At 43.6% G+C, this 20,212-nt stretch carries 19 protein-coding genes; 11 read left to right on the top strand and 8 right to left on the bottom strand.

Annotation, left to right across the window (positions count from 1 at the left end; genetic code table 11):
• The first annotated feature begins 209 nt into the window (after positions 1 to 209).
• Positions 210 to 1,412 carry a methyltransferase domain-containing protein gene (locus tag L1070_RS16760; RefSeq protein ID WP_237126408.1) on the top strand — a complete coding sequence of 401 codons (1,203 nt, stop codon included), beginning with the start codon at positions 210 to 212 and terminating at the stop codon, positions 1,410 to 1,412.
• Here L1070_RS16760 and L1070_RS16755 read toward each other — a convergent pair.
• Positions 1,402 to 1,992, bottom strand: coding sequence for a LysE family translocator (locus L1070_RS16755; protein WP_070983537.1), 591 nt, complete (start codon positions 1,990 to 1,992; stop codon positions 1,402 to 1,404). The two genes, L1070_RS16760 and L1070_RS16755, sit on opposite strands and share 11 nt — an antisense overlap.
• Before the next feature lie 409 nt (positions 1,993 to 2,401).
• On the opposite strand from L1070_RS16755, the gene L1070_RS16750 reads away from it, so the two are divergent.
• The gene (locus L1070_RS16750) at positions 2,402 to 4,027 is read left to right on the top strand and encodes a winged helix-turn-helix domain-containing protein (RefSeq protein ID WP_237126407.1); all 1,626 of its coding nucleotides are present in this window, start codon (positions 2,402 to 2,404) and stop codon (positions 4,025 to 4,027) included.
• An 18-nt stretch (positions 4,028 to 4,045) separates the two neighbouring features.
• Here L1070_RS16750 and L1070_RS16745 read toward each other — a convergent pair whose 3' ends face one another.
• From L1070_RS16745 to udk, 5 genes are all read right to left on the bottom strand, one after another.
• A complete protein-coding gene (locus L1070_RS16745; RefSeq protein WP_237126406.1) occupies positions 4,046 to 4,957 on the bottom strand; it encodes a glycoside hydrolase family 16 protein in 912 nt (303 codons plus the stop codon).
• Between the two features lie 187 nt (positions 4,958 to 5,144).
• Positions 5,145 to 5,627: a GNAT family N-acetyltransferase gene (locus L1070_RS16740; RefSeq protein ID WP_237126405.1), complete on the bottom strand. Its 483-nt coding sequence runs from the start codon at positions 5,625 to 5,627 to the stop codon at positions 5,145 to 5,147.
• A gap of 88 nt (positions 5,628 to 5,715) precedes the next feature.
• Positions 5,716 to 6,570, bottom strand: a complete 855-nt coding sequence (locus L1070_RS16735; protein ID WP_237126404.1) for a hypothetical protein — start codon at positions 6,568 to 6,570, stop codon at positions 5,716 to 5,718.
• A 276-nt stretch (positions 6,571 to 6,846) separates the two neighbouring features.
• Entirely contained in the window at positions 6,847 to 8,070 is a 1,224-nt protein-coding gene (locus tag L1070_RS16730; RefSeq protein ID WP_237126403.1) for a NupC/NupG family nucleoside CNT transporter, read from the bottom strand.
• 16 nt (positions 8,071 to 8,086) lie between these two features.
• Positions 8,087 to 8,716 carry a uridine kinase gene (udk, locus tag L1070_RS16725; protein WP_237126402.1) on the bottom strand — a complete coding sequence of 210 codons (630 nt, stop codon included), beginning with the start codon at positions 8,714 to 8,716 and terminating at the stop codon, positions 8,087 to 8,089.
• Positions 8,717 to 9,019: 303 nt separating this feature from the next.
• On the opposite strand from udk, the gene L1070_RS16720 reads away from it, so the two are divergent.
• The 6 genes from L1070_RS16720 to L1070_RS16695 all read left to right on the top strand — a co-directional run bounded on the left by L1070_RS16720 (position 9,020) and on the right by L1070_RS16695 (position 14,252).
• Positions 9,020 to 10,234 carry a phosphopentomutase gene (locus L1070_RS16720; RefSeq protein WP_237126401.1) on the top strand — a complete coding sequence of 405 codons (1,215 nt, stop codon included), beginning with the start codon at positions 9,020 to 9,022 and terminating at the stop codon, positions 10,232 to 10,234.
• A 15-nt stretch (positions 10,235 to 10,249) separates the two neighbouring features.
• Complete coding sequence (deoD, locus tag L1070_RS16715; protein ID WP_070983555.1) at positions 10,250 to 10,951, top strand: purine-nucleoside phosphorylase; 702 nt, start codon at positions 10,250 to 10,252, stop codon at positions 10,949 to 10,951.
• Positions 10,952 to 11,143: 192 nt separating this feature from the next.
• Positions 11,144 to 12,142 carry a hypothetical protein gene (locus L1070_RS16710; RefSeq protein WP_237126400.1) on the top strand — a complete coding sequence of 333 codons (999 nt, stop codon included), beginning with the start codon at positions 11,144 to 11,146 and terminating at the stop codon, positions 12,140 to 12,142.
• 65 nt (positions 12,143 to 12,207) lie between these two features.
• Positions 12,208 to 12,948: a ferredoxin--NADP reductase gene (locus L1070_RS16705; RefSeq protein WP_237126399.1), complete on the top strand. Its 741-nt coding sequence runs from the start codon at positions 12,208 to 12,210 to the stop codon at positions 12,946 to 12,948.
• 67 nt (positions 12,949 to 13,015) lie between these two features.
• Positions 13,016 to 13,342, top strand: coding sequence for a hypothetical protein (locus L1070_RS16700; RefSeq protein WP_237126398.1), 327 nt, complete (start codon positions 13,016 to 13,018; stop codon positions 13,340 to 13,342).
• Positions 13,343 to 13,361: 19 nt separating this feature from the next.
• Positions 13,362 to 14,252: a hypothetical protein gene (locus tag L1070_RS16695; RefSeq protein ID WP_237126397.1), complete on the top strand. Its 891-nt coding sequence runs from the start codon at positions 13,362 to 13,364 to the stop codon at positions 14,250 to 14,252.
• Here L1070_RS16695 and L1070_RS16690 read toward each other — a convergent pair.
• Entirely contained in the window at positions 14,227 to 15,096 is an 870-nt protein-coding gene (locus tag L1070_RS16690) for a tetratricopeptide repeat protein (RefSeq protein WP_237126396.1), read from the bottom strand. The genes L1070_RS16695 and L1070_RS16690 overlap by 26 nt on opposite strands.
• Before the next feature lie 157 nt (positions 15,097 to 15,253).
• Between L1070_RS16690 and L1070_RS16685 the strand changes: the two genes are divergently transcribed.
• A complete protein-coding gene (locus L1070_RS16685; RefSeq protein WP_070983571.1) occupies positions 15,254 to 15,973 on the top strand; it encodes a transporter substrate-binding domain-containing protein in 720 nt (239 codons plus the stop codon).
• A gap of 7 nt (positions 15,974 to 15,980) precedes the next feature.
• On the opposite strand, the gene L1070_RS16680 is transcribed toward L1070_RS16685, so the two are convergent.
• Positions 15,981 to 16,889, bottom strand: a complete 909-nt coding sequence (locus tag L1070_RS16680; RefSeq protein WP_237126395.1) for a histone deacetylase — start codon at positions 16,887 to 16,889, stop codon at positions 15,981 to 15,983.
• 136 nt (positions 16,890 to 17,025) lie between these two features.
• Between L1070_RS16680 and L1070_RS16675 the strand changes: the two genes are divergently transcribed.
• The gene (locus tag L1070_RS16675; RefSeq protein WP_237126394.1) at positions 17,026 to 18,018 is read left to right on the top strand and encodes an L-threonylcarbamoyladenylate synthase; all 993 of its coding nucleotides are present in this window, start codon (positions 17,026 to 17,028) and stop codon (positions 18,016 to 18,018) included.
• Positions 18,019 to 18,198: 180 nt separating this feature from the next.
• The gene (locus L1070_RS16670; RefSeq protein ID WP_237126393.1) at positions 18,199 to 20,205 is read left to right on the top strand and encodes an alpha-amylase family protein; all 2,007 of its coding nucleotides are present in this window, start codon (positions 18,199 to 18,201) and stop codon (positions 20,203 to 20,205) included.
• Positions 20,206 to 20,212: the final 7 nt, after the last annotated feature.

The following is a 20,212-nucleotide window of genomic DNA, read 5'->3' as shown; positions in this document are numbered from 1 at the left end:
TACTAATTTCTTACAATGAAAGAGATGTAATGAATTGTAAAAAGGTAATTTTTTACCTAAAGTGAGTCCTCAGGTGAGGAGCAATCGATACGCCTAAACAATCAGCCAACAGTTATTCCCCTTCTTTCATCGCTCTGCAGATTTTCTCGCGGTTGTACGTAAAAGCAGTTACAATTCGCCTTTATAACTCCCTAAATATGAGGTCATCTGTGTTTGCAGACCGTCAATGTGTAGAAACGCAAATCATTGCGCTTGAGCAAATTATGTTTACTGAACAATATGCTGATAAAGTAATCGAGCGAACGCTTGCTGAGCAGCCATATTGGGACCTTGCAACACGGCACGTTTTTGTAACTCAGACATATGATATTGTTCGCTGGTGGCGCAAGCTCGTACTTGCTGTGACTGGGTGTGACGAGGTGAGCCCGTCGGAGATTTGGCATATTTGGGGGGCTTATCAGTTGCTTGAAGGGAACAGTGTGCCCCCGTGGCCTGAATTGGAAGGGCTAAGCTTGCAAAACATTGAGCAGAACCTCTCTAAAGCTTGTGATGCTCAGATGAACAGTTACCCCGACTGGCTTTGGCGACACGCCGAGCAAGAGCTGGGAGCGCAGTGGTCACAGGTTGCCTCTGGATTGAATACCCCAGCCAAGGCTTATCTTCGTGTTAATACGTTAAAAGCGCAGAGTCAACAGGTTCAGCAAGCACTGAGTGAAGAAAACATTATCACGCAGAGCATGGCACTGGACAATGCGCTAGAGGTCACAAAATACGGGCACCTGTTTAAGTCTAAGGCCTTTTCTCAAGGCTGGTTTGAAATGCAGGATGCAGGTTCTCAGCAGATAGCACCCTTACTAGATGTTAAGCCCGGTTTACGCGTAGTCGATGCGTGTGCAGGTGCTGGGGGTAAGAGTCTTCACATCGCCGCTTTGATGCAAAATAAAGGCTACATTTTGTCAATGGATATTCATCAACACAAATTGGATGCATTGAAAAAGCGCGCAAAACGCTCTGGCGTACACATGCTTGAAACTCGCGTCATCAAAAACAGCAAAACAGTGAAGCGGTTAAAAGACAAGTTTGACCGTGTGTTACTGGATGTGCCGTGTTCTGGCACGGGTGTACTGCGCCGCAACCCAGATGCTAAATGGCACATCCAAAGCGATAATCTTGATTCGCTGGTCGCACTTCAAAGTGAAATATTACAGCGCTATAGTCAAATGTGTAAACTCGGTGGCCGATTGGTGTATGCGACTTGTTCAGTATTGCCGAGTGAAAACCAGCAACAGGTCGAGACCTTTTTGGCTAACAATCCTCATTTTAAACTGGTTGAAGAGCTACACCTGTTACCTGGCGTAAACAGTGAGTTTGATGGCTTTTATGGTGCTGCGTTAGAGCGTATCAGTGACTGATAAGTACTGACGCCACCACTAAAATCGCTACCGAACATAATCCATTAAGCCGCTTAATATGCTGGCGGCTTTTAAAGATGTTACCAAGTTTAGCCCCCGCCAGCAGCCATAGACCATCAATAACACTCACCAAAGCGATGCAAATTAGCGCGGTGATCACAATGCTCTGTGCTTTTTGCTCGGTGTGTATTTCAAATTGAGAAAACAGCGTGATCAACGAAGCATAAGCTTTGGGGTTAATGAGATTTAACAGCACGCCTTGCGAAAAACTAGGTATGAGCGACTTCTTGGGTTGCTGCGTATCTTGGAAGTACAGTTTATAAGCCAGATACACCAAGTAGCCCACACATACAAATGACAGCAATGATGACAACCGAGGTGAGCTTGCCAACAGTTGTGATAAACCAATATTAACTAATACCATAGCCAGTGACAGGCCTGTCAGAATGCCCGCCAGAAACGGTAAATTACGCTTGTATCCAAAGTTGGCGCCAGAGGCTAGTAAAGAAATAGGAGCAGGGCCGGGGCTGCCGAATAACAGTAGTGTCATAAAAAGCAAAGAGAATAGGGCGTCGTGCATAACAACTCCTTATAATGTATGCCACTGAACTACTGAGGTTAGCTCAGGCGCATCGGAGTCTGTATACGGTGGTTACATATTTTAAAGCAAGCCGTAGAACGGGCATATTGTTGTTAGAATGGTAAACCGAACACAAGACTCTTTGGCGCGGTTCTACGTACTTTATGATGTATTATTTCGCTTTCAACAATACTTTAAGCTTTGTTTACAAACCTTAAGCTGTCAATACGAATGATTAAATAACCTTAGCTAAGGTTATTTATGTAGCGAGTCAAGCTGCTCAAAGCAGCCAATAGGTTACCTCTGGCGCATGCTGCTATTTTCTTCATATTAAAGAAGCAAACAAGCGCTTGTTGTGGTCAAGAGAGTCTATTAAAGTAATGATTTATAGCCTATCTTTGGAGTATCAATGAGTTTTAGCAGGAGGCTGTTCTCACGTACGACACAATTTCGCAGCTTAGGGTTTACCATTGACCTAAAGCAAGGCGTGATCTTCAACCGCCATAAGCGCGAGCGCATTCGTGCAAAAACCCTACAAGTGTTGCAGGTGCTGCTGATGAATCGTCAGCAAGTGGTATCTAAACAACATCTATTAGAGACCATTTGGCAAGGAGTTGTGGTACAAGAGCAAGTACTTACTCAATCAATTAAAGAGCTGCGAGATATTCTCGGCTCTGAGGCGATTAAGACGTTTCCTAAAACTGGCTATCAATGGATTGCTCCAGTCAAACCAATAATCAGCTGGCAGGCTAAAGCTTTTTTGGCATCGCTGGTGTGCTGCTTTGCCACCGTTATAGCACTGGCAAGCTACTGGATGGTTCAGTCTCAAACACCGCACCTGAATATTGCGTTTTTGCCCGTTGAAAATGATATTCCCGATGAAATTCATCAACGAGTGCCTTTGCGAGGAATGGAATACTTATCACAACAACTTCAGCATCACTCTGACCTTCGGGTAATCGGCCATGATCAGGTTTTATATGCGCTCGAACATACCAAAGCGAGCACATCCTTACAGCCAACACAGGAGGTGCTCGTTAGTTTACAGCGTAAGCTTGCGGCTAATTTAATTGTTCTTACCCGTATCACCGGTTATCCACAAGACTATCAATTGCATTACACTTTGATGTTCGAGCATAACATTGAAAAGGGTGTCGAGTTTGCCCAAACTATCGAGCAAAGTTTTGATAAGCTTATCGCCTCGTTAGCGAAACGCTATGCGGGAGAGTATCAATTGACTGAACAAAATTGGCAGAGTGATTTCAGTAATGAAGCATTTGCACGAGGCGTTGAGCTTTACTTAAAGCAAGCCTACCAACAAGCAATCCCTTTGTTTTCTTCCGCTTTACAAGTAGAACCAAATTTACTGGCGGCACGTCGCTACCTTGCCGCTAGTTATGCAAACCTTCGCCAAGAAGGCAAAGCGATTGCAATTTTGCAATACACCACGCAGTTGCCTTACATTGAAAACACCAGAGAGTTGATCAGAGCACACCTAATGATTGGCTATTTACTTATAAATTGGCCACAGGGAGAGCCTAGGAGTCAAGAGTTACAATCAGCTCAGCACCATATTGAGCAGGCTCAAAAACTGGCTCAAAACCAGCAAGATAAGCTGTTTATTGCTTACACTTATGAAGAGTTAGGTAAAATCAAGCGCTTGCAAGGGGAGTTCGAACATGCCGCACAGCTATTGACTCTAGCACTTGAATATCATCGGTCATTCTATGGTCAGTATGGACAAACTGCGGCATTGATCGAACTGGCTAAAGTCAAGGCGGATCAAGGTCAGTTTTCGTCGGCAAACCAATACCTAGAACAGGCGCAGGAAATCGCCGATGATAATGGAGCTCCTGCAAATCAAATTTGGGTCTTGCTTGCCAAAGCGGATATTGCTCGGCTAAAAAATGAATTAATTAAAGCCGAGCAATACGCTGTTCAAGCGCAGTCTATAGCACGTAACAGTGATCAACCGCACCTTATTTCGAGGGTCGAGGCTTGGTTTAATGACCGCTCACCTTACTCTTTGAATTAACATAACCTTCTAGGATAGTTACAAGCTACAATAGTCGTCGAGCTTTGGTTGCCAATCAGGCACAGTATCGAGTTGTTGAATGTTTTTTTCGCGCAGCTTCGCTACTTTACTCATAACCGTTTGCGTATCGAGTTTGGTATCCTTTATAAAGTAGACCCAATCTATATCTTGATAATATTGGCGCATCTCTGTGCTTTGCAAAATTTGTTCTGCAATAAACCACAGGTTGAAGTTAATCGACATCGCCACTTCTGGGTAAACCTTTGAACTATGTTCGGCGAACAGCTCACCATTGATGTAATAGTGCAATTGGTTGTCAGCTACCTGTAACAGCAAGGTATTCCATCCTTGCAAGCTTTTTTGGACAGTACTGTGTTCATGGACTTGTGTGAATGGATTAAGTTTAAATGTTTCCCATGATGTAGCAAATAATGTCTTATTGCCTTTCCCCCATCCGCCGTTGGCAAGATATTCAAAATCCATTTCGCTGTAATCTGGGTCCATAGGTGCTGCAAGTGGACTGATAGCATAAAAGGTTTCAACGATGCCATCACCATCGGGGCCATACTGTGGCTGGTCATTAAAGTACACTCGAGCTGCATAAGTTCCGTCACGATATTTACGCTTGTGGCACACTTGGGTGTGACGGGTATTTTGGGCAGAACCATCCGTTTTTGAAGTTAAACGCATCACAGTGTTGTTGTGATTAAGCGCATCAGGGTGAAAGCTCACCCCTTCTTGCCACCATTTTGCACCCTTTAAACCCGGGTGGCCTGTTTCAGTGCGTGCTTGCCAGCCATTCTCTTGGGCATGTGCAAAGGTTTTGTAGCTAAAGTCGTCAAACATGACGGCATTTTGCGCTGTTGCGCCATGGACGGTAACGATAGAAAGTGTGGTGATACTTAATTTTAGTAATTTATTTATAATCATTGTTTTATCCTTACTTATATCGGCTAGGTTGGCCTAACAACTTTGTAAGAAAAAAGCGGTAAAAACTCTAATTAAAAATAATTAAATTGTTCCAAAAATAAAGTTAAACTATTGACCTATAAGCTTACTTTTTAGTTTATTAAGATAAGCTTTACTCCCATTTTTTTTTGGTTTCGAGCCCTAAAATTTACTCCACTTCGGTTTTGTAGATTGAGAAGCCTCTGCTTTGATAGTTCTTCAATGCGCTTGGATGGTCCAAGTCACAAGTATTAACCCAGAGTCGTTTGGTTGTAGTGAGCGACCATGCAGCGCTAATTGCGTGACTAAGTAATGCACCACCATAACCTTTACCAATGAAATCTGGCGTGAGTCCAAAGTAGGCTATCTCAACATTACCGTTATCTTGCATACTCAATTCGTAGTATCCGGCGATAGCACCTTGAACGTAAGCCACCCAAGTGCGGATATGATTACACTCAATATGGCTTCGCCATTGCTCTGTTGAGAACGATAATTTATCTGTCCACTGCCACTGTTTACCGACTAAGGCGTATAAAAATTGATTGAACTGTGGCTGGGCGAGCTCAACCTCTGTAATTGTCAACTGAGCAGGAATCGGTGAGGGGGTGAATGCTTGTTCACTCAGCATTTCAAGGTAGTAGGTTTGCATTGTTTACATCCAGATTAAATTTTTGAAAATGTAGAGCATAACACCATTGTTATATGGTTCCTGCCAAATAGCCTAAATAGTTTGATGATCACTCGTTATTTTTTGCGGCTGTTAAGGCCATATCCCATGACAGGGTATCTCTCATATCATGGTATAATGAACGTACAACTTCTACCCGTTTTACAAGTGAGTTTACACCCGAAAAGCTACCTTCTGGTATATAAACCTCATACCAAGCTTGTTGCTCTTTTTGGTAGTATTTGTCGATTGCGTACTGCATTAATGGCGGATTGGCATCTTCTATACCAGCGACGAACAGTGAAATAAAATTAGGTTTTAGCCAACTATCTTTAGCCATTTGCTCTAATATGCCGATATTATCATATACGTCTGCTTTGCTAATTGAAGCTATATCAGCATTTTTCAAAATAAATAACTTTCTTGGTACAAAGATACTCGTGGCTGTACCACCTTTGCCCCAGTTTTGTTGGTAAAACCACACTTGTGAACCATCTTTGGTTGGCACTAGGTAGGGCGGTTCTTTGGCGACAAAAGTTTTGTTTAAGTACACAGTTTTGCCACCCCAAAGGTTCTTTACCGGGACAACAAGCTCAATATTGTTTGAAAGTGTGTTACCACAAATAGCATATCCGACAATCATCCAGCCAATTTGCCCCTGTTCTGAACGGATTGGTTCAACGTTAGGCTTTTCCTTGCGACAGCTAAATAAGCGTCCACCATTGGCGTTGCTGTGAACGAATCTGCTATTTTCATACACACTGTACCTGAACAGTTGTGCGGGTCCTGTTGCTGTGGTCACATCCGTACTTGTTACTTTAAGCACATACTTATCTGAGCCATGAGTAAATTGCGCTTCTATAGTTGCCATACAGAAGTGGGAAAAAGCCAGTGCGGTAGCCGCGATGAATGTTTTTATGGTCAAAAGATATTTTTGCTTTGATCCTAGGTGAAGGCTCACATTAAGGTCCTTATTTGGGAACTTGGAGGCGTATTGTAGTCAATTTAGTTTGTGAGGCAAGCGTCGAAGAGGAAGTTTAGTGAAAGAATCTGTGATGCGTAGAATTGATAACACCCAGAAACGATAAAAGGGCCTTACGGCCCTTTGGTGAAGTATCGTTCAAGTTAGTATAAATGCCTTAACCCCTTAAGGCATTCAACCAATTGTTTTGCAAATGCGGCAGGTAATCTCGTTAAGTTTCTAAGCTAGCGAGAGGAAAAACCCTGCAATTGCTGCGCTCATTAGGTTAGCCATTGACCCTGCTAAAACCGCCCTGAGCCCTAAGCGTGCGATATCCTTTCTTCGACTTGGCGCCATACCGCCCAGTCCGCCTAGTAAGATTGCAATCGATGACAGGTTAGCAAAGCCACATAACGCGAATGTGACAATCGCTTGAGTATGTTCACTTAACCCTTCTCGATAATTCATAAAGTCTAAGTAGGCAACGAACTCGTTAACTACCAGCTTTTGACCGATAAAACTACCGGCTGTTACCGCTTCATCCCATGGTACACCAATCATCCAAGCAACCGGTGCGAAGAGGTAACCTAAAATTTCTTGCAATGTAAGTGTTGGGTGATCAAACCAAGCACCAATACCACCTAACATGCCATTCAATAAAGCAATTAACGCAACAAAGGCAAGTAACATTGCACCTACGTTTAATGCAAGGTGCATCCCGCTTGACGCGCCAGCAGCGGCGGCATCAATGACGTTAACTGGTTTATCTTCCTCGGCGTTTACATCCGCCAAAGTCTGTTTTGGCTGCTCTGTTTCTGGCACAATCATTTTTGCCATCAAGAAGCCGCCGGGAGCTGCCATAAAGCTTGCCGCAATTAGGTATTTAAGCTCTACACCGATAGCAACATAACCCGCCATTACAGAACCTGCTACAGTTGCTAAACCACCTACCATTACTGCAAACAATTCTGATTTAGTCATGGTCGGTATAAATGGTTTAACAATCAAAGGCGCTTCAGTTTGACCAACGAAAATATTCGCTGTTGCTGATAACGACTCAGGCTTTGATGTTTTGAGCAGCTTTTGCAGCCCACCACCTAAAATTTTAATGATCCATTCCATAATACCGAGGTAGTACAAAACCGCTACCAAGGCTGAAAAGAATACAATAACGGGTAAAACCTGTACCGCGAAGATAAAGCCAAGTGAGCTTTTATCTGCCAGCGGTCCAAATAAGAACCCAATACCATCATTGGCGTAGCCAATTACAGCTGAAACTGCGCTGGACATACTTGCTAAAGCATTTTTACCTGCTTCAACAAACAGTACAAAGCCGCCAATTGCGATTTGCATCGCAAGCGCTACGCCAACCGTACGTTTATTAATAGCACTACGATTTGTTGAAAAACCGTATGCCACGCTCAGTAGCATTATCATGCCCACCAAGCTCATTATTGTTGTCATGCCCTAAAGTCCCGTTTTATTCTTGCAGTAAATATTTTATTTTACTTTTAATTATATCAATCGCAACGCGATTCATACCGCCACGGGTGACGACCAAGTCGGCATTGTGCTTCGAAGGCTCAATAAACTGATAAAACATTGGTCTTACCGTTGCTTGATATTGTTCAACCACAGACGGTAAGCTTCTACCGCGTTGTTCAATGTCTCTTTGCATTCTACGCAGTAAACAAATATCCAAAGGCGTATCAATAAACACCTTGATATCAAATTCTTCACTTAATGCGGGATCGCTTAACAGTAAAATTCCCTCAATAATTAATATCTTAGCGGGAGTCACCGTGCGCGTTTCGCTGCTACGTGTGTGTTGGGCGTAATCATATGTAGGCACTTCTACAGAATGACCCAACCGCAATTGCTCTAAATGAGAGCGTAGCAAGTCGTGCTCAAACGCATCAGGATGGTCATAGTTTGTTTGTGTTCTATGCTCAAACGGTAGATGCGATTGATCTTTATAATAAGCATCTTCCTCAATAATGGCGATAGCGCCTGATTCGAGCTCATTAATCAATTCGTTATATATTGTTTGCGTAAATAGAGATTTGCCAGAAGCAGAAGCCCCAGCAATGGCTATAATTGTTCGTGTCACTAAAGTTCACACCCAGCAGTTGTTAACGTTGGAAGATCACAATAGCAAAAAAGACACGATTAATCTCTTTTGCTTCGCTTAGGATGCAAATTTAGCGATTTTGCAGACAACAAAACAGGACTTATGTCCTGTGGGACAAAATCAACAAGTTCAACGCAGATAATGAATTTTATGATGCTTTTATGACAGCGGACTTATGTCCTGTACGATTATTCGGAGCAACAATAAAGTAGCAATCTATGGGAGCGCAAGTTGAATAATTACACAAATGTAAACCCATGTCTTGTAAAAATGAGGTAAACAATGGCAAGAGCAATCATTTTAATGGCGGATAGCCTAGGCATTGGTGCCGCTCCAGACGCTGAAAAGTTTGGTGATGTTGGGGCAAATACACTTGCACACCTCTTACAAGCATATAAAAAGGAAACAGGCAATGCACTGCCTTTACCTAACTTGAGCCGGTTAGGTTTACTCGATGCATGCGAAGCTGCGGGCAAAGAACACTGTGAAACCAGTGAACGTCAACCAGCGCAAGCTGCATGGGGTTATGCCAAAGAGCTATCAAGTGGTAAAGATACGCCGTCGGGCCATTGGGAAATGGCGGGTGTACCTGTGTTGTTTGATTGGGGTTACTTCCCAAATACAACACCTTGTTTTCCTCAGGCGTTTGTTGATGAACTGTGCAAGCGCGCTGATATTCCAGGCATCTTAGGTAACTGTTATGCCTCTGGAACAACAATTTTAGAACAACTGGGTGAAGAGCATGTAAAAACAGGCATGCCTATCTGTTACACCTCAGTTGATAGCGTTTTTCAAATAGCCGCTCATGAGCAATCGTTCGGCCTTGACAAGCTTTATCAGGTATGTGAAATCGCACGGGCACTGCTTGATGAAATGAATATAGGAAGAGTAATTGCGCGGCCGTTTATAGGCACTTCGAGTGCCGACTTTATTCGTACCGGTAATCGTCGAGATTACTCGGTTTTACCACCAGCGCCCACGGTTCTTGATAAGTTGGCCGCAGATGGGGGGGAAGTGATCAGTGTTGGTAAAATTGCCGATATTTATGCACATCAAGGCATAACTCAAAAGCACAAAGCGCCTGGGTTAATGAACTTGTTAGAAAAGACATCAGAGTTGATTGATAGTGCGCCTGATCACAGTTTAATTTTCACTAACCTAGTGGATTTTGACGAAAAATTTGGCCATCGCCGCAATGCAGTTGGGTATGCTGAAGCGCTTGCGCAGTTTGATGCATTTTTGCCGACTATACTAGATAAGTTGCAAAGCGATGACTTGTTGTTGATCACGGCGGATCATGGTTGTGACCCAACAGCAGCTGGTACCGACCATACACGCGAATATGTACCAGTATTGGCGTATACGCCGGGTATGGTAAATGCTCCGTTAGGAGAAAGACAAAGTTTTGCAGACATAGGTCAAACCCTTGCCCAGTGGTTTAATTTATCTGCGCTTGAGTATGGTGAAGGGTTTATTTCTTCGCTAAACAAAGCATAAAAAAGGAAACAAACAATGAGCACACCTCATATTAGTGCAAACAGTGGTGATTTTGCCGAAACAGTATTAATGCCAGGCGACCCGCTTCGTGCGCAATATATTGCGGAGCACTTTTTAGAAGATGCACGCCAAGTGACTGGTGTTCGTAATATGTTCGGCTTTACAGGTACTTATAACGGCAAACCTGTAAGTATCATGGGCTCAGGTATGGGTATTCCTTCAATGTCTATTTATGCCAGAGAACTTATTGTAAGTTATGGCGTAAAAAATCTGATCCGAATTGGTACTTGCGGCGGTATAAGTCAAGACATCAAAATTCGTGATGTTATTTTTGCTCAAGGTGCAAGTACAGATTCAAACGTAAACCGTGCCCGTGTACGTGGCTACGACTTTGCAGCGATTGCAGATTTTGGTTTGCTTGAAAATGGTGTTAACGCAGCACGTAAATTAGGTATTGAAGCGAAAGTAGGTAATGTATTTACCACGGATACTTTCTATCAGGCTGACAGCAGCTTTTACGAGCAGCTAGACAAGCTTGGTATTATGGCTGTTGATATGGAAACAGCAGGCATGTATGGCGTTGCAGCAGAATATGGTGCTAAAGCGATGGCTTTATTCACAGTAAGTGATCACGTGATCACAGGTGAAGCAACACCAGCGGAAGAGCGTCAAAGCACCTTCAATGAAATGGTAAAAATCGCACTAGAGTCGATTTAAAAGTTTTAGTTTGCAGGTTTTAACAGCCTGCAAGCTTCAAGTTCCTTGGTAACGTAATCGCAGAGTTTTGGAGACACGCCTAAAACAAAGCGAATCACACCCAAAAAGCCGCACCCAGTGCGGCTTTTTTTTATCTGAATTTTCTCTGTAACCACTTCAATATCTTCAACTATGCTTATTAAATGATGACTTATGATGATCGAATTTATGACATCGATAGCGTTATTCGTTTCCACCTTACTCATGGTGCCTTTAACCACCGCACAGTTAGAGGACTTCACACAACTGGCTGGCAATGACCCAAAGCACGCATTGAAGTTATACCCAGAGTATTTAGCTAAGTTGGATGAGCAGCACGTTGAGATGCAAGTTGCCTTACACCTCGACGCGCTACTGGCGGCAATGAATGCACACAGTTGGCCGGCTTTTGTGACGATTACACAGTCACTTAAGGAGGCTCAATTGCAGGATATTTTAGCGGGCAAAAGATTCAAGCTACTGACTAGGATGGGTGTTGCCTATCGGTATAACAACCAACTGGAGCAAGCAAAGCGCCATTATCAGTGCGCACTCGGTTTAGCCAATAGTGATTTAGAGCTGGCGACATTAAAAGTTAATCTAGCGATTGTATTTCGTTTGTTAGAGCAACCAGCTATGGCGTTTCAACTTATCGATAGTATTGATAGTGGGCAATTAACAACGCGTGTAAAAGCGGGTTATAGTGTGATCAGAGGCAACATTCTTCAGTCTTTACATCGTTTTGATAATGCAGTGACATCATTTGAGCTGGCACATCGGCTCTACATTGAGTTGAATAACCAACAGTCTAGGATTGATGTCACTCGAAATATACTCGGTGCAGCACTTGCTTCAAAACAGCTCGAAGCTTATGCCAAATACCGCGCTAGTTATGTAGATGAGATACGCCAGTACAGCCCTAAGTCGCAAGATTATCTAACTTGGTTAGATATCATTAGTAATAGTATGCAAACAGGCTCGCTCACAGAGCAGGATGAAATATTCTTAAGGCAGCAGGTTAATTCACTCATCGAACTTGGGTATAAGGAGCCGGTGAAAGCGCATTTGCACAATATTAATGCGATGCACCTCTATCCCAATGACGTAACAGGTAGAAAAGGCGCGCAAGCATTGCCAGAGAACCTAGGCAAGCCTTGGTGTCCCTCGCTTTGACTTTAATCGTTTATCTGCCATGTTTTATTTAGGAATAATCACGCATAAGAGCTGGAGGCTAAACAATGGCAAAGTGGACAACTGGGCATATATTAGAAATAAATTGGTGGACCCCTAGTTTATTTAGTTTAAGGGTTTCGGCACACATTCAACCATTTCAAGCAGGTCAATTTACTAAGCTTGCGCTTCAAGTGGGTGATAAGCGCATTGCCAGAGCGTACTCGTTTGTTAACTCTCCCCAAGACCCTGTTTTAGAGTTCTATTTAATAGAAGTGCCCGACGGTAGTTTATCTGAACGTTTAGCTGAGCTAAAAGTTGGGGATGAGATAATGATTGAGGAGCAAGCAAATGGCTTTTTAACTTTAAATGAAATACCCGATGCGGACACTTTGTGGATGTTAAGTACAGGAACTGCTATTGGCCCGTTCTTATCGATTATTGCGCAAGGTGAACTGTGGGATAAATTCAAAAAGGTCGTATTGGTTCATGGTGTGCGAAACAACATAGATCTAACTTATCAAGACCGCATTAAGACCGCGCAAGAGTTATTCCCCCAGCTCCACTATGTACCCGCGGTATCAAGGGAGCAGCCAGAATTGGGCCTATCTGGTAGGATAACAAACTTGTTGGACTCAGGTGAGCTTGTCAAATATTGTGGCTATGACGCGCTACCTAAATCGAGCCACTTTATGCTGTGTGGTAACCCACAGATGGTGAAAGATACAACTAACTTATTAACTAGCAAAGGGTTTGAAAGACATCGTAGGGCCAAGCCTGGTCATATAACAGTTGAACAGTACTGGTAGTTAGGGCACAGTTAGCTCTAAAGTGATGTAGGCCTTAGCCGATAGATTTTATTAATTGGTATTAAAGATGAGTGATGATAAAAGGATAAAGCTGCTTTACCGAGTTGAACCTGGGTGTTTGGGGCCTACTGGTCAGGATTTCATCGAGGGCTTTTGTAATTTTGCAAATGAGAAAATCAAACCTCCCGTGTACGCGTTGTTCAGTTTTGTGCCGCGTTACGATAAATCGTTGCCAGAAAGAGAATATAAAGTGGGGAATAAAAACCTTTCTGAACAGCAGGTGAGCGCTTACTTAGGCCGCCTTGAAAAGGATAAAAGCCAGTTTGAAGAACAAATAGATGAGTTACTCTCTCACGCCATTGATGCTTATTTAAAACGCACTAACAAGGCATGACACCTACACAGGTAATTATATGATACGTGTATTGATATGTATTTTAGCACTAATTTCATGCAGCAGCTTTGCTGAAACTATTAGATATGTGGACGCAACCGCGCTGCGAAATAACCCGAATAACATGTACTTTGTAAAGGTGCTCGAGTTGGCACTTGCCAAAGCTAAAAAAGATACCGATACAGAGTGGCTGCAGCCGCTGGATGTGGTGATCACACAAAAACGTCAGTTAATTGAACTAAAAAAACAAAACATTGATGTAATGTGGACCATGTCTTCGGCGCAGCGAGATCAGCAAGCACTGGCTGTACCTGTACCGTTGGCATTTGGGAGCTATGGGTTACGATTGTTGGTGATCAACAAAGGTGATCAACATGTATTTAGCAGGATTGAAAAAGCTGAGCAACTAAAAAGGCTCACCGCACTGGTAGGTCGAGACTGGCCAGATAAATTAATTCTACTAGATAATGGCTATCGAATCGATGATTCCAGTAACGAGGAGCTATTGTATAGCGTATTACAAAAGGAAAATGGTCACTATTTCCCAAGGGCTGTGACAGAAGCAAATTCAGAGCTTTCGGTATTGAACAACAAACAATTGATGATAGCACCTAGGCTCGTAATGCAATACCCTGCGATAATGTACTTTTATGTTCGAAAAGGCAACTTAGCATTGGCCAAAAAGTTAACGGAAGGATTAAATGCAGCGCTAAAAGATGGAAGCTTGGAGGAGTTGTTTTTTTCATTTGAACATCATCGCAAAGCGTTTGCTGCGTTTGATTTCACACAAGCTGAGTTTATTCAATTGGACAACCGACAGCTTAGTGCATCCGTAGATCTTGAACAGATCTACCAGATGCAAAATCGGTTGATTGGTAACGCGTCTAAATACCTTCAATCATCTCATTAAAGCTTGCATTGTCGTGCAAACTGGCGAACGCTGCTTCATGAAGTAATTCATTTTTTAGATTTGGTGCATATTCTAAAGCCATGCGGATGTCGGCCATTGCGTCAGCATGTTGGTGCAACATAGCGTAAGCGCAGGCGCGTTGCCAGTAAGCATAGCCATAGTCGTTATCCATTTCTAATGCTTGATTGCATAATTGAATAGCGACACCAGTTTGCCCAAGTTCCAACAGCGCATCTGCTTTATAGGCGATGGCTTCCACATCTTCAGGCTTACGCTTTAAGATCTCGTCATAAATTTCAATTTTGGAGTTCATGTCGCTTTCTAAGTTGGCTCTCATCCACAGCGAGTGAACTTCATTGGTTATGGTTATCTTCTTGTGGTTATTAAGGATCTCTTCTGAACGCTCTTTAAGTTTAGATTCTAGGACTTGCAGCCGTTGTTCATACTCTTGTGTAATATTGCCAACACGTTCTTTGACTAAATCTTCTACTTTGCTTTTGATATCTCGTAGTGAGTTCCAACCAACTACTACCAAAATAGATGCTGTGGCAGTAATAATAAACAACACGTTATTAATCGTATCTGTGGTGTATGTCAGTGCCCGATCTGCGGCATCTAGCTGGCTATGGGTAACTTGCTTGGTCAAATCTTCTCTGAGTTTCTGCTGGTCATAACGAACTGATTTGAGCTCATCTAAGATGTATCGTTCGAGCAGTGGTCTGTACATGGGTTCTTTTAATTCATTGAGCACTTGCTGTTGCTGTGCCTCAGTTTGGGTGGTTTGTTGGGCATTTGCGCCTGCGCTGAAGATAATAGCGCATAATACAAAGAAGAGTGATTTCATAGCTGACTATACTTTAAGTTAATTCAGGTTGCATGGTGCATTAAGTAGCATAAAAATGCAAAATCATGTGGCGAGTTTGAGTCTCTTTATCGCTGGTTTTGCAATATAAGTCAGCTATGCGCATAATAGTGGACCGTAAATCATAGTGAGCAGCGAAATGAGAATATATTGGATTTTGTTGTTACTGCTGCCTTGCTTTAGCAATGCACAACTTCTGCTGAATGTGGTAACCGAAGAGTGGGTACCCTATAACTTCACCAATGAAAAGGGTGAAATCGTTGGCCGTGCGACCAAGAAAGTCAGAGAAGTGTTAGATGCAGCTGATGTGCAATATGAGATCCGTAGCTACCCGTGGGCGCGATCGATGAAGCTGGCACAAAGTAACAAAAACACTATGATTTACTCGATATACCGAACCCAAGAGCGAGAAAACCTATTTCAGTGGGCCTGTCCATTGCTCAACCCCGTAAAAGAATACTTGTTTAAGCTGCGTACCCGAGACGATATTCACATTGAAAGCCTTGAAGATGCTAAAAAATACACAATTTCTTTGGTGCGAGGCAGTGTTTCTCATGAGTATCTATTAGAAATGGGGTTTAAAAATGGGGTAAATCTGGATTTAACAGCCGACCCAAGCGCGAGTCCGCGTAAGCTATTGGCTAGAAGAGCCGACTTTATCATCACCACAGAATACACCGCATACGAAAGAATGAGAGAGCTTGGCCATCCATATGAGCTATTGGAGGCCGTGCATGAGGTTAAAAATGCCAATGAGCGCCGTGCGTGTATGGCTTTTAGCAAAGACACCAACGCCAAGCTAGTGTCGCGTATTCGTAAGGCACTAGCAGAGCACAATACACGATTTATTGGCCCTTGATAGGGCGTTACAATTGTGCAGCTTGTTCAATGACGATGCTGTGGCGCTGGGCTAAGCGCTGATGGTCTTTGTCATACCCACCACCAATTACAGTCGCGACGGGGACACCGTATTGTTGACAGGTTTTTAATACCAAAGCATCGCGTTTGGCTAGCCCCTGCCAACTAATATTGAGCTTGCCTAACGAGTCATGCTCCCATACATCTACACCAGCATCATAGAGCACAAGCGATGGCGTTAAATCTTGCAATAACCCCGTTAAGACTTCTTCAACTTTGGCTAAATAAACTGAGTCCGAGGTGTGATTATCTAACCCGATATCTAAGTCGCTATCATGCTTGCGAAACGGAAAGTTTTTTTCACAGTGTATCGAGCAGGTAAACACATAAGGATTGTGTTTAAGTAGTGCAGCAGTGCCATCGCCTTGGTGCACGTCTAAGTCAAATATGAGGATGTTGCGAGCCAGACCTTCGTTGATAAGTGTTGTGGCCGAAAATGCAAGATCATTCACCATGCAATAGCCAGATCCAAAATCATAATGGGCATGGTGGGTGCCACCAGCTAGATGGCACGCGATACCATGTTTAAGTGCAAGTTTAGCTGCTTTTAACGTGCCCAAGGGGGCGGTGAAGGTTCGCACCATTAGCTGCTCTGACCAAGGCAAACCGATACGACGCATGGCCTTAGGGCAAAGTCGATTGTGCCACAAATCCCACAGATAATTATCGCAATGGATCAGTTCTAAGTGGTCGGGCGTCCCTAATTTTGGCGTGTAGACATTGTCTCGTATCAGCCCTTTAGTTAAACATTGCTCGTATAGGCGGGCAAATTTGCTCATTACAAAGCGATGCTGAGGATCAAAACTAAACGAGTAGTTTTCATGATAGACCAGTGGCAGGTTAGGATTAAATGTCATTGATTCACCTGTTGCAACGGCAAAATTAACGATGGAGCTGTGTTGCAGATAGGGTATAATATCGCGCTTTTGGCGCAACTACGAGCGCATTGCAGACATTTGACTCCATTTACACTGGCAGTGAGTAGTAACATACATGATAACTGAAGTTTTAGCGATAGATGATGAACATAGCTTGGACAAAGCACTTGAAGCGTTACGTTTAGGCGAATTGGTGGCTATTCCAACAGAGACAGTTTATGGCTTAGCTGCCGATGCAAATCAACCACATGCGGTGGGGAAAATTTTTGCAGCCAAAGGGCGTCCTGCGGATCACCCACTGATAGTCCATGTTGATAGTGTTGAGAAAGTTGGTCGCTGGGCAGCACATGTCCCCGAATCTGTCGCAACCCTCGCAGATGCTTTTTGGCCTGGGCCATTGACACTCATTTTACCAAAAGCCGAACATGTATCCACCGTCGTCACCGGTGGCCACAACACGGTAGGAATACGTGTGCCGAATCAAACTGGTGTACTTAAACTATTGAATATGCTTGATTCTGGGTTGGCAGCCCCGTCTGCAAACCCCTACAAACGTATTAGCCCGACTACTGCCGAACAAGTGATGTATGGGATGGATGGCAAAATCGCAGCGGTACTAGATGGTGGCCCATGTGAAGTGGGGTTAGAGTCAACAATTTTGGATATCAGTACCCAAGAGCCGAGAATTTTGCGCGCAGGTCCCATTACTAAATCACAGATTGAAGCGGTATTAGGCTGTGAAGTGAGCGTGCCGCTCAGCCACACTGTGGCGGTGCCGGGTAACGTGAAGGCGCACTATCAACCCAGCAAACCTGTACAATTATTATGTGGTGAGGTATTGGCCTCGGCTTTAACTGGGGTATCGCCCCGTGCACAAAATGATATCGCGATTTTATATTACTCGGAGCAGTTACAAACTGCACTTGAAGGTAACGAAGCCGTGACAATGAAGCTTTCTGCCAATAAAGCACACTATGCGCAAAATCTATATTATGCTTTGCATCAATTGGATCAGGCTGATGTCACGCAGATTTGGGTAGAATTACCACCGAGTGATGAAGCATGGTTAGACGTCCATGATAGGTTGAGTCGTTCTGCAGCCAAGTAATTGTTAATTATGATTTTATTGGTCATTTTCAATCGACCAGCACATGTTGCTTGAGTCTTTTAATACTGTTTTAAGTATTGTTTGATTTTTTATTGCATACGTATTCAACGGGATAAATGTGAATTGGTGCTCTACATTGTTATCGGTTTGTAAATAACGCAAAATAACAAAGAGCACATTATGACAACATTAAATAAAATATCTAAAACATCGCTGATTAGTGGTGCAGTACTGCTAAACCTAGCGCAATCCGTGCAAGCACAGCCCACCACTTTCGTGCATTTATTTGAATGGTCTTGGCCCGATGTCGCGCAAGAATGTGAAACTTTTCTCGGTCCTAAAGGGTATGCTGCCGTACAAGTGTCTCCGCCAAATGAACACATTAAAGGTGATCCATGGTGGACACGCTACCAACCTGTGAGCTATCAACTACAAAGCCGTGGTGGCAGTGAAGCTCAGTTTAAAGAGATGGTTAGTCGCTGTAAGTCAGCGGGTGTTGATATTTATGTTGATGCGGTAATAAACCACATGGCCGCAGGCAGTGGTGAAGGCGTTGCCGGTAGTGCCTATGGTGATAAGTACTTTCCAATGTATAGCCCACAAGACTTTCATGAGAGTTGCGCAATCAATGGTGAAGATTACGGCAATGATCCATGGCGTGTGCAAAACTGTGAGTTAGTAGGGCTTGCAGATTTGGACACCGATGCACCGTATGTACAGTCGCAGTTATCAGGCTATTTAAATTCTTTAGTTGCAGCAGGCGTTGCTGGGTTTAGGCTCGATGCATCAAAGCATATGCCCGCAGGAGACATTGCCAGTATTCTTTCTCAAGTAAATGGTAGTCCACTGGTCTTTCAAGAGGTGATTGATCAAGGTAGTGAGGCGGTCAGCGCTAGCGAGTACTTTGGCAATGGGCTCGTTACGGAGTTTAAATACACCACTAAACTGGGTGAAACATTTAAAAGTGGCAAACTCGCATGGTTGAGTAATTTTGGTGAAGCTTGGGGCATGATGCCAAGTTACAAAGCAGTGGTATTTGTCGATAACCATGATAATCAACGAGGCCACGGTGGTGCGGGTAATGTGGTCACTTTTGAAGATGGCAAGCTGTACGATTTAGCAAATGTGTTTATGCTAGCCTATCCATATGGCTACCCAAAAGTGATGTCTAGCTACGAGTTTAATCATGACAGCGATGCTGGTGCGCCTGCGGTGCCTGTACATGACAATGGACAGCTTAACTGTTTTGCACAGCAATGGCAGTGTGAGCATCGTCACGACTTTATCTCGGGGGCTGTGGATTTTCGTAACAATACCACTGGGCACTGGCAAGTAAGTAACTGGTGGGACAATGGCAATAATCAGATTGCTTTTTCAAGGGGAAGCGAAGGCTTCGTTGCTATCAACCGAGAATCGGGCGCGATGCAGCAGTACTTACAAACTGGGCTTGCACAAGGCGTATATTGTGATGTACTCAGTGGTCAGCTCAGCGAAGATAAGCAAACGTGTACAGGGCGACAGGTTTCAGTCAATGAGCAAGGGCAGGCTTTGATCTCTTTGGCTGCTATGGATGCGATAGCAATACATCATAATGCTAAAACCCTAAGTGATGCCACACCGCCAACCATGCAGCGCACCATCGTATTTATCAAAGCGCTAACCGAAGCGGGTCAAGACATGTTTATTCGCGGTGGCATTGACCACGGTTATGCGCAAACACTAGGTCGAGACTGTTCACTTAATGCCAATGATTGTGCTTTGCAAATTGTTCACAACAATTTGCAAAATGCCACCACCAATGTCTGGAAAGCGGGCGATAACTACCTAGATTGGGGGGCTTATGAAGCGGGCCAAGATACATCAGCACAAGGCAGTCCATTGGATTGGACAACGGACTTATGGCCAAGCGAATGGGGAACTAAACGCACCGTTGAACAAGATGGATATGGTGAAACGCCGCTTAACCAATATGGTGCACACTATTGGATGTTGGATGTACAAATGGATTGTTCAAACACCGTAAATGGATGGTTTGAATTAAAAGCCTACGTTAAGAATGGTCAAGGCTGGGAAGGTGATATTGCCCAAGCAGATGCGCCATACGCTAGCAACAATCATTTTGCGCAATGCGGTAAAATCAATGTCTTTGAGTTTGGTTCAAACAATGTGTACTACACGGATTTATAATTAATAG

The sequence above is a fragment of the Pseudoalteromonas sp. MMG022 genome, from assembly GCF_021654245.1.
GTDB classification, from domain to species: Bacteria; Pseudomonadota; Gammaproteobacteria; order Enterobacterales; family Alteromonadaceae; genus Pseudoalteromonas; species Pseudoalteromonas amylolytica.
Note: the sequence above shows the minus strand (reverse complement) of the source record. Positions and strands in the feature narration are given on the sequence as shown.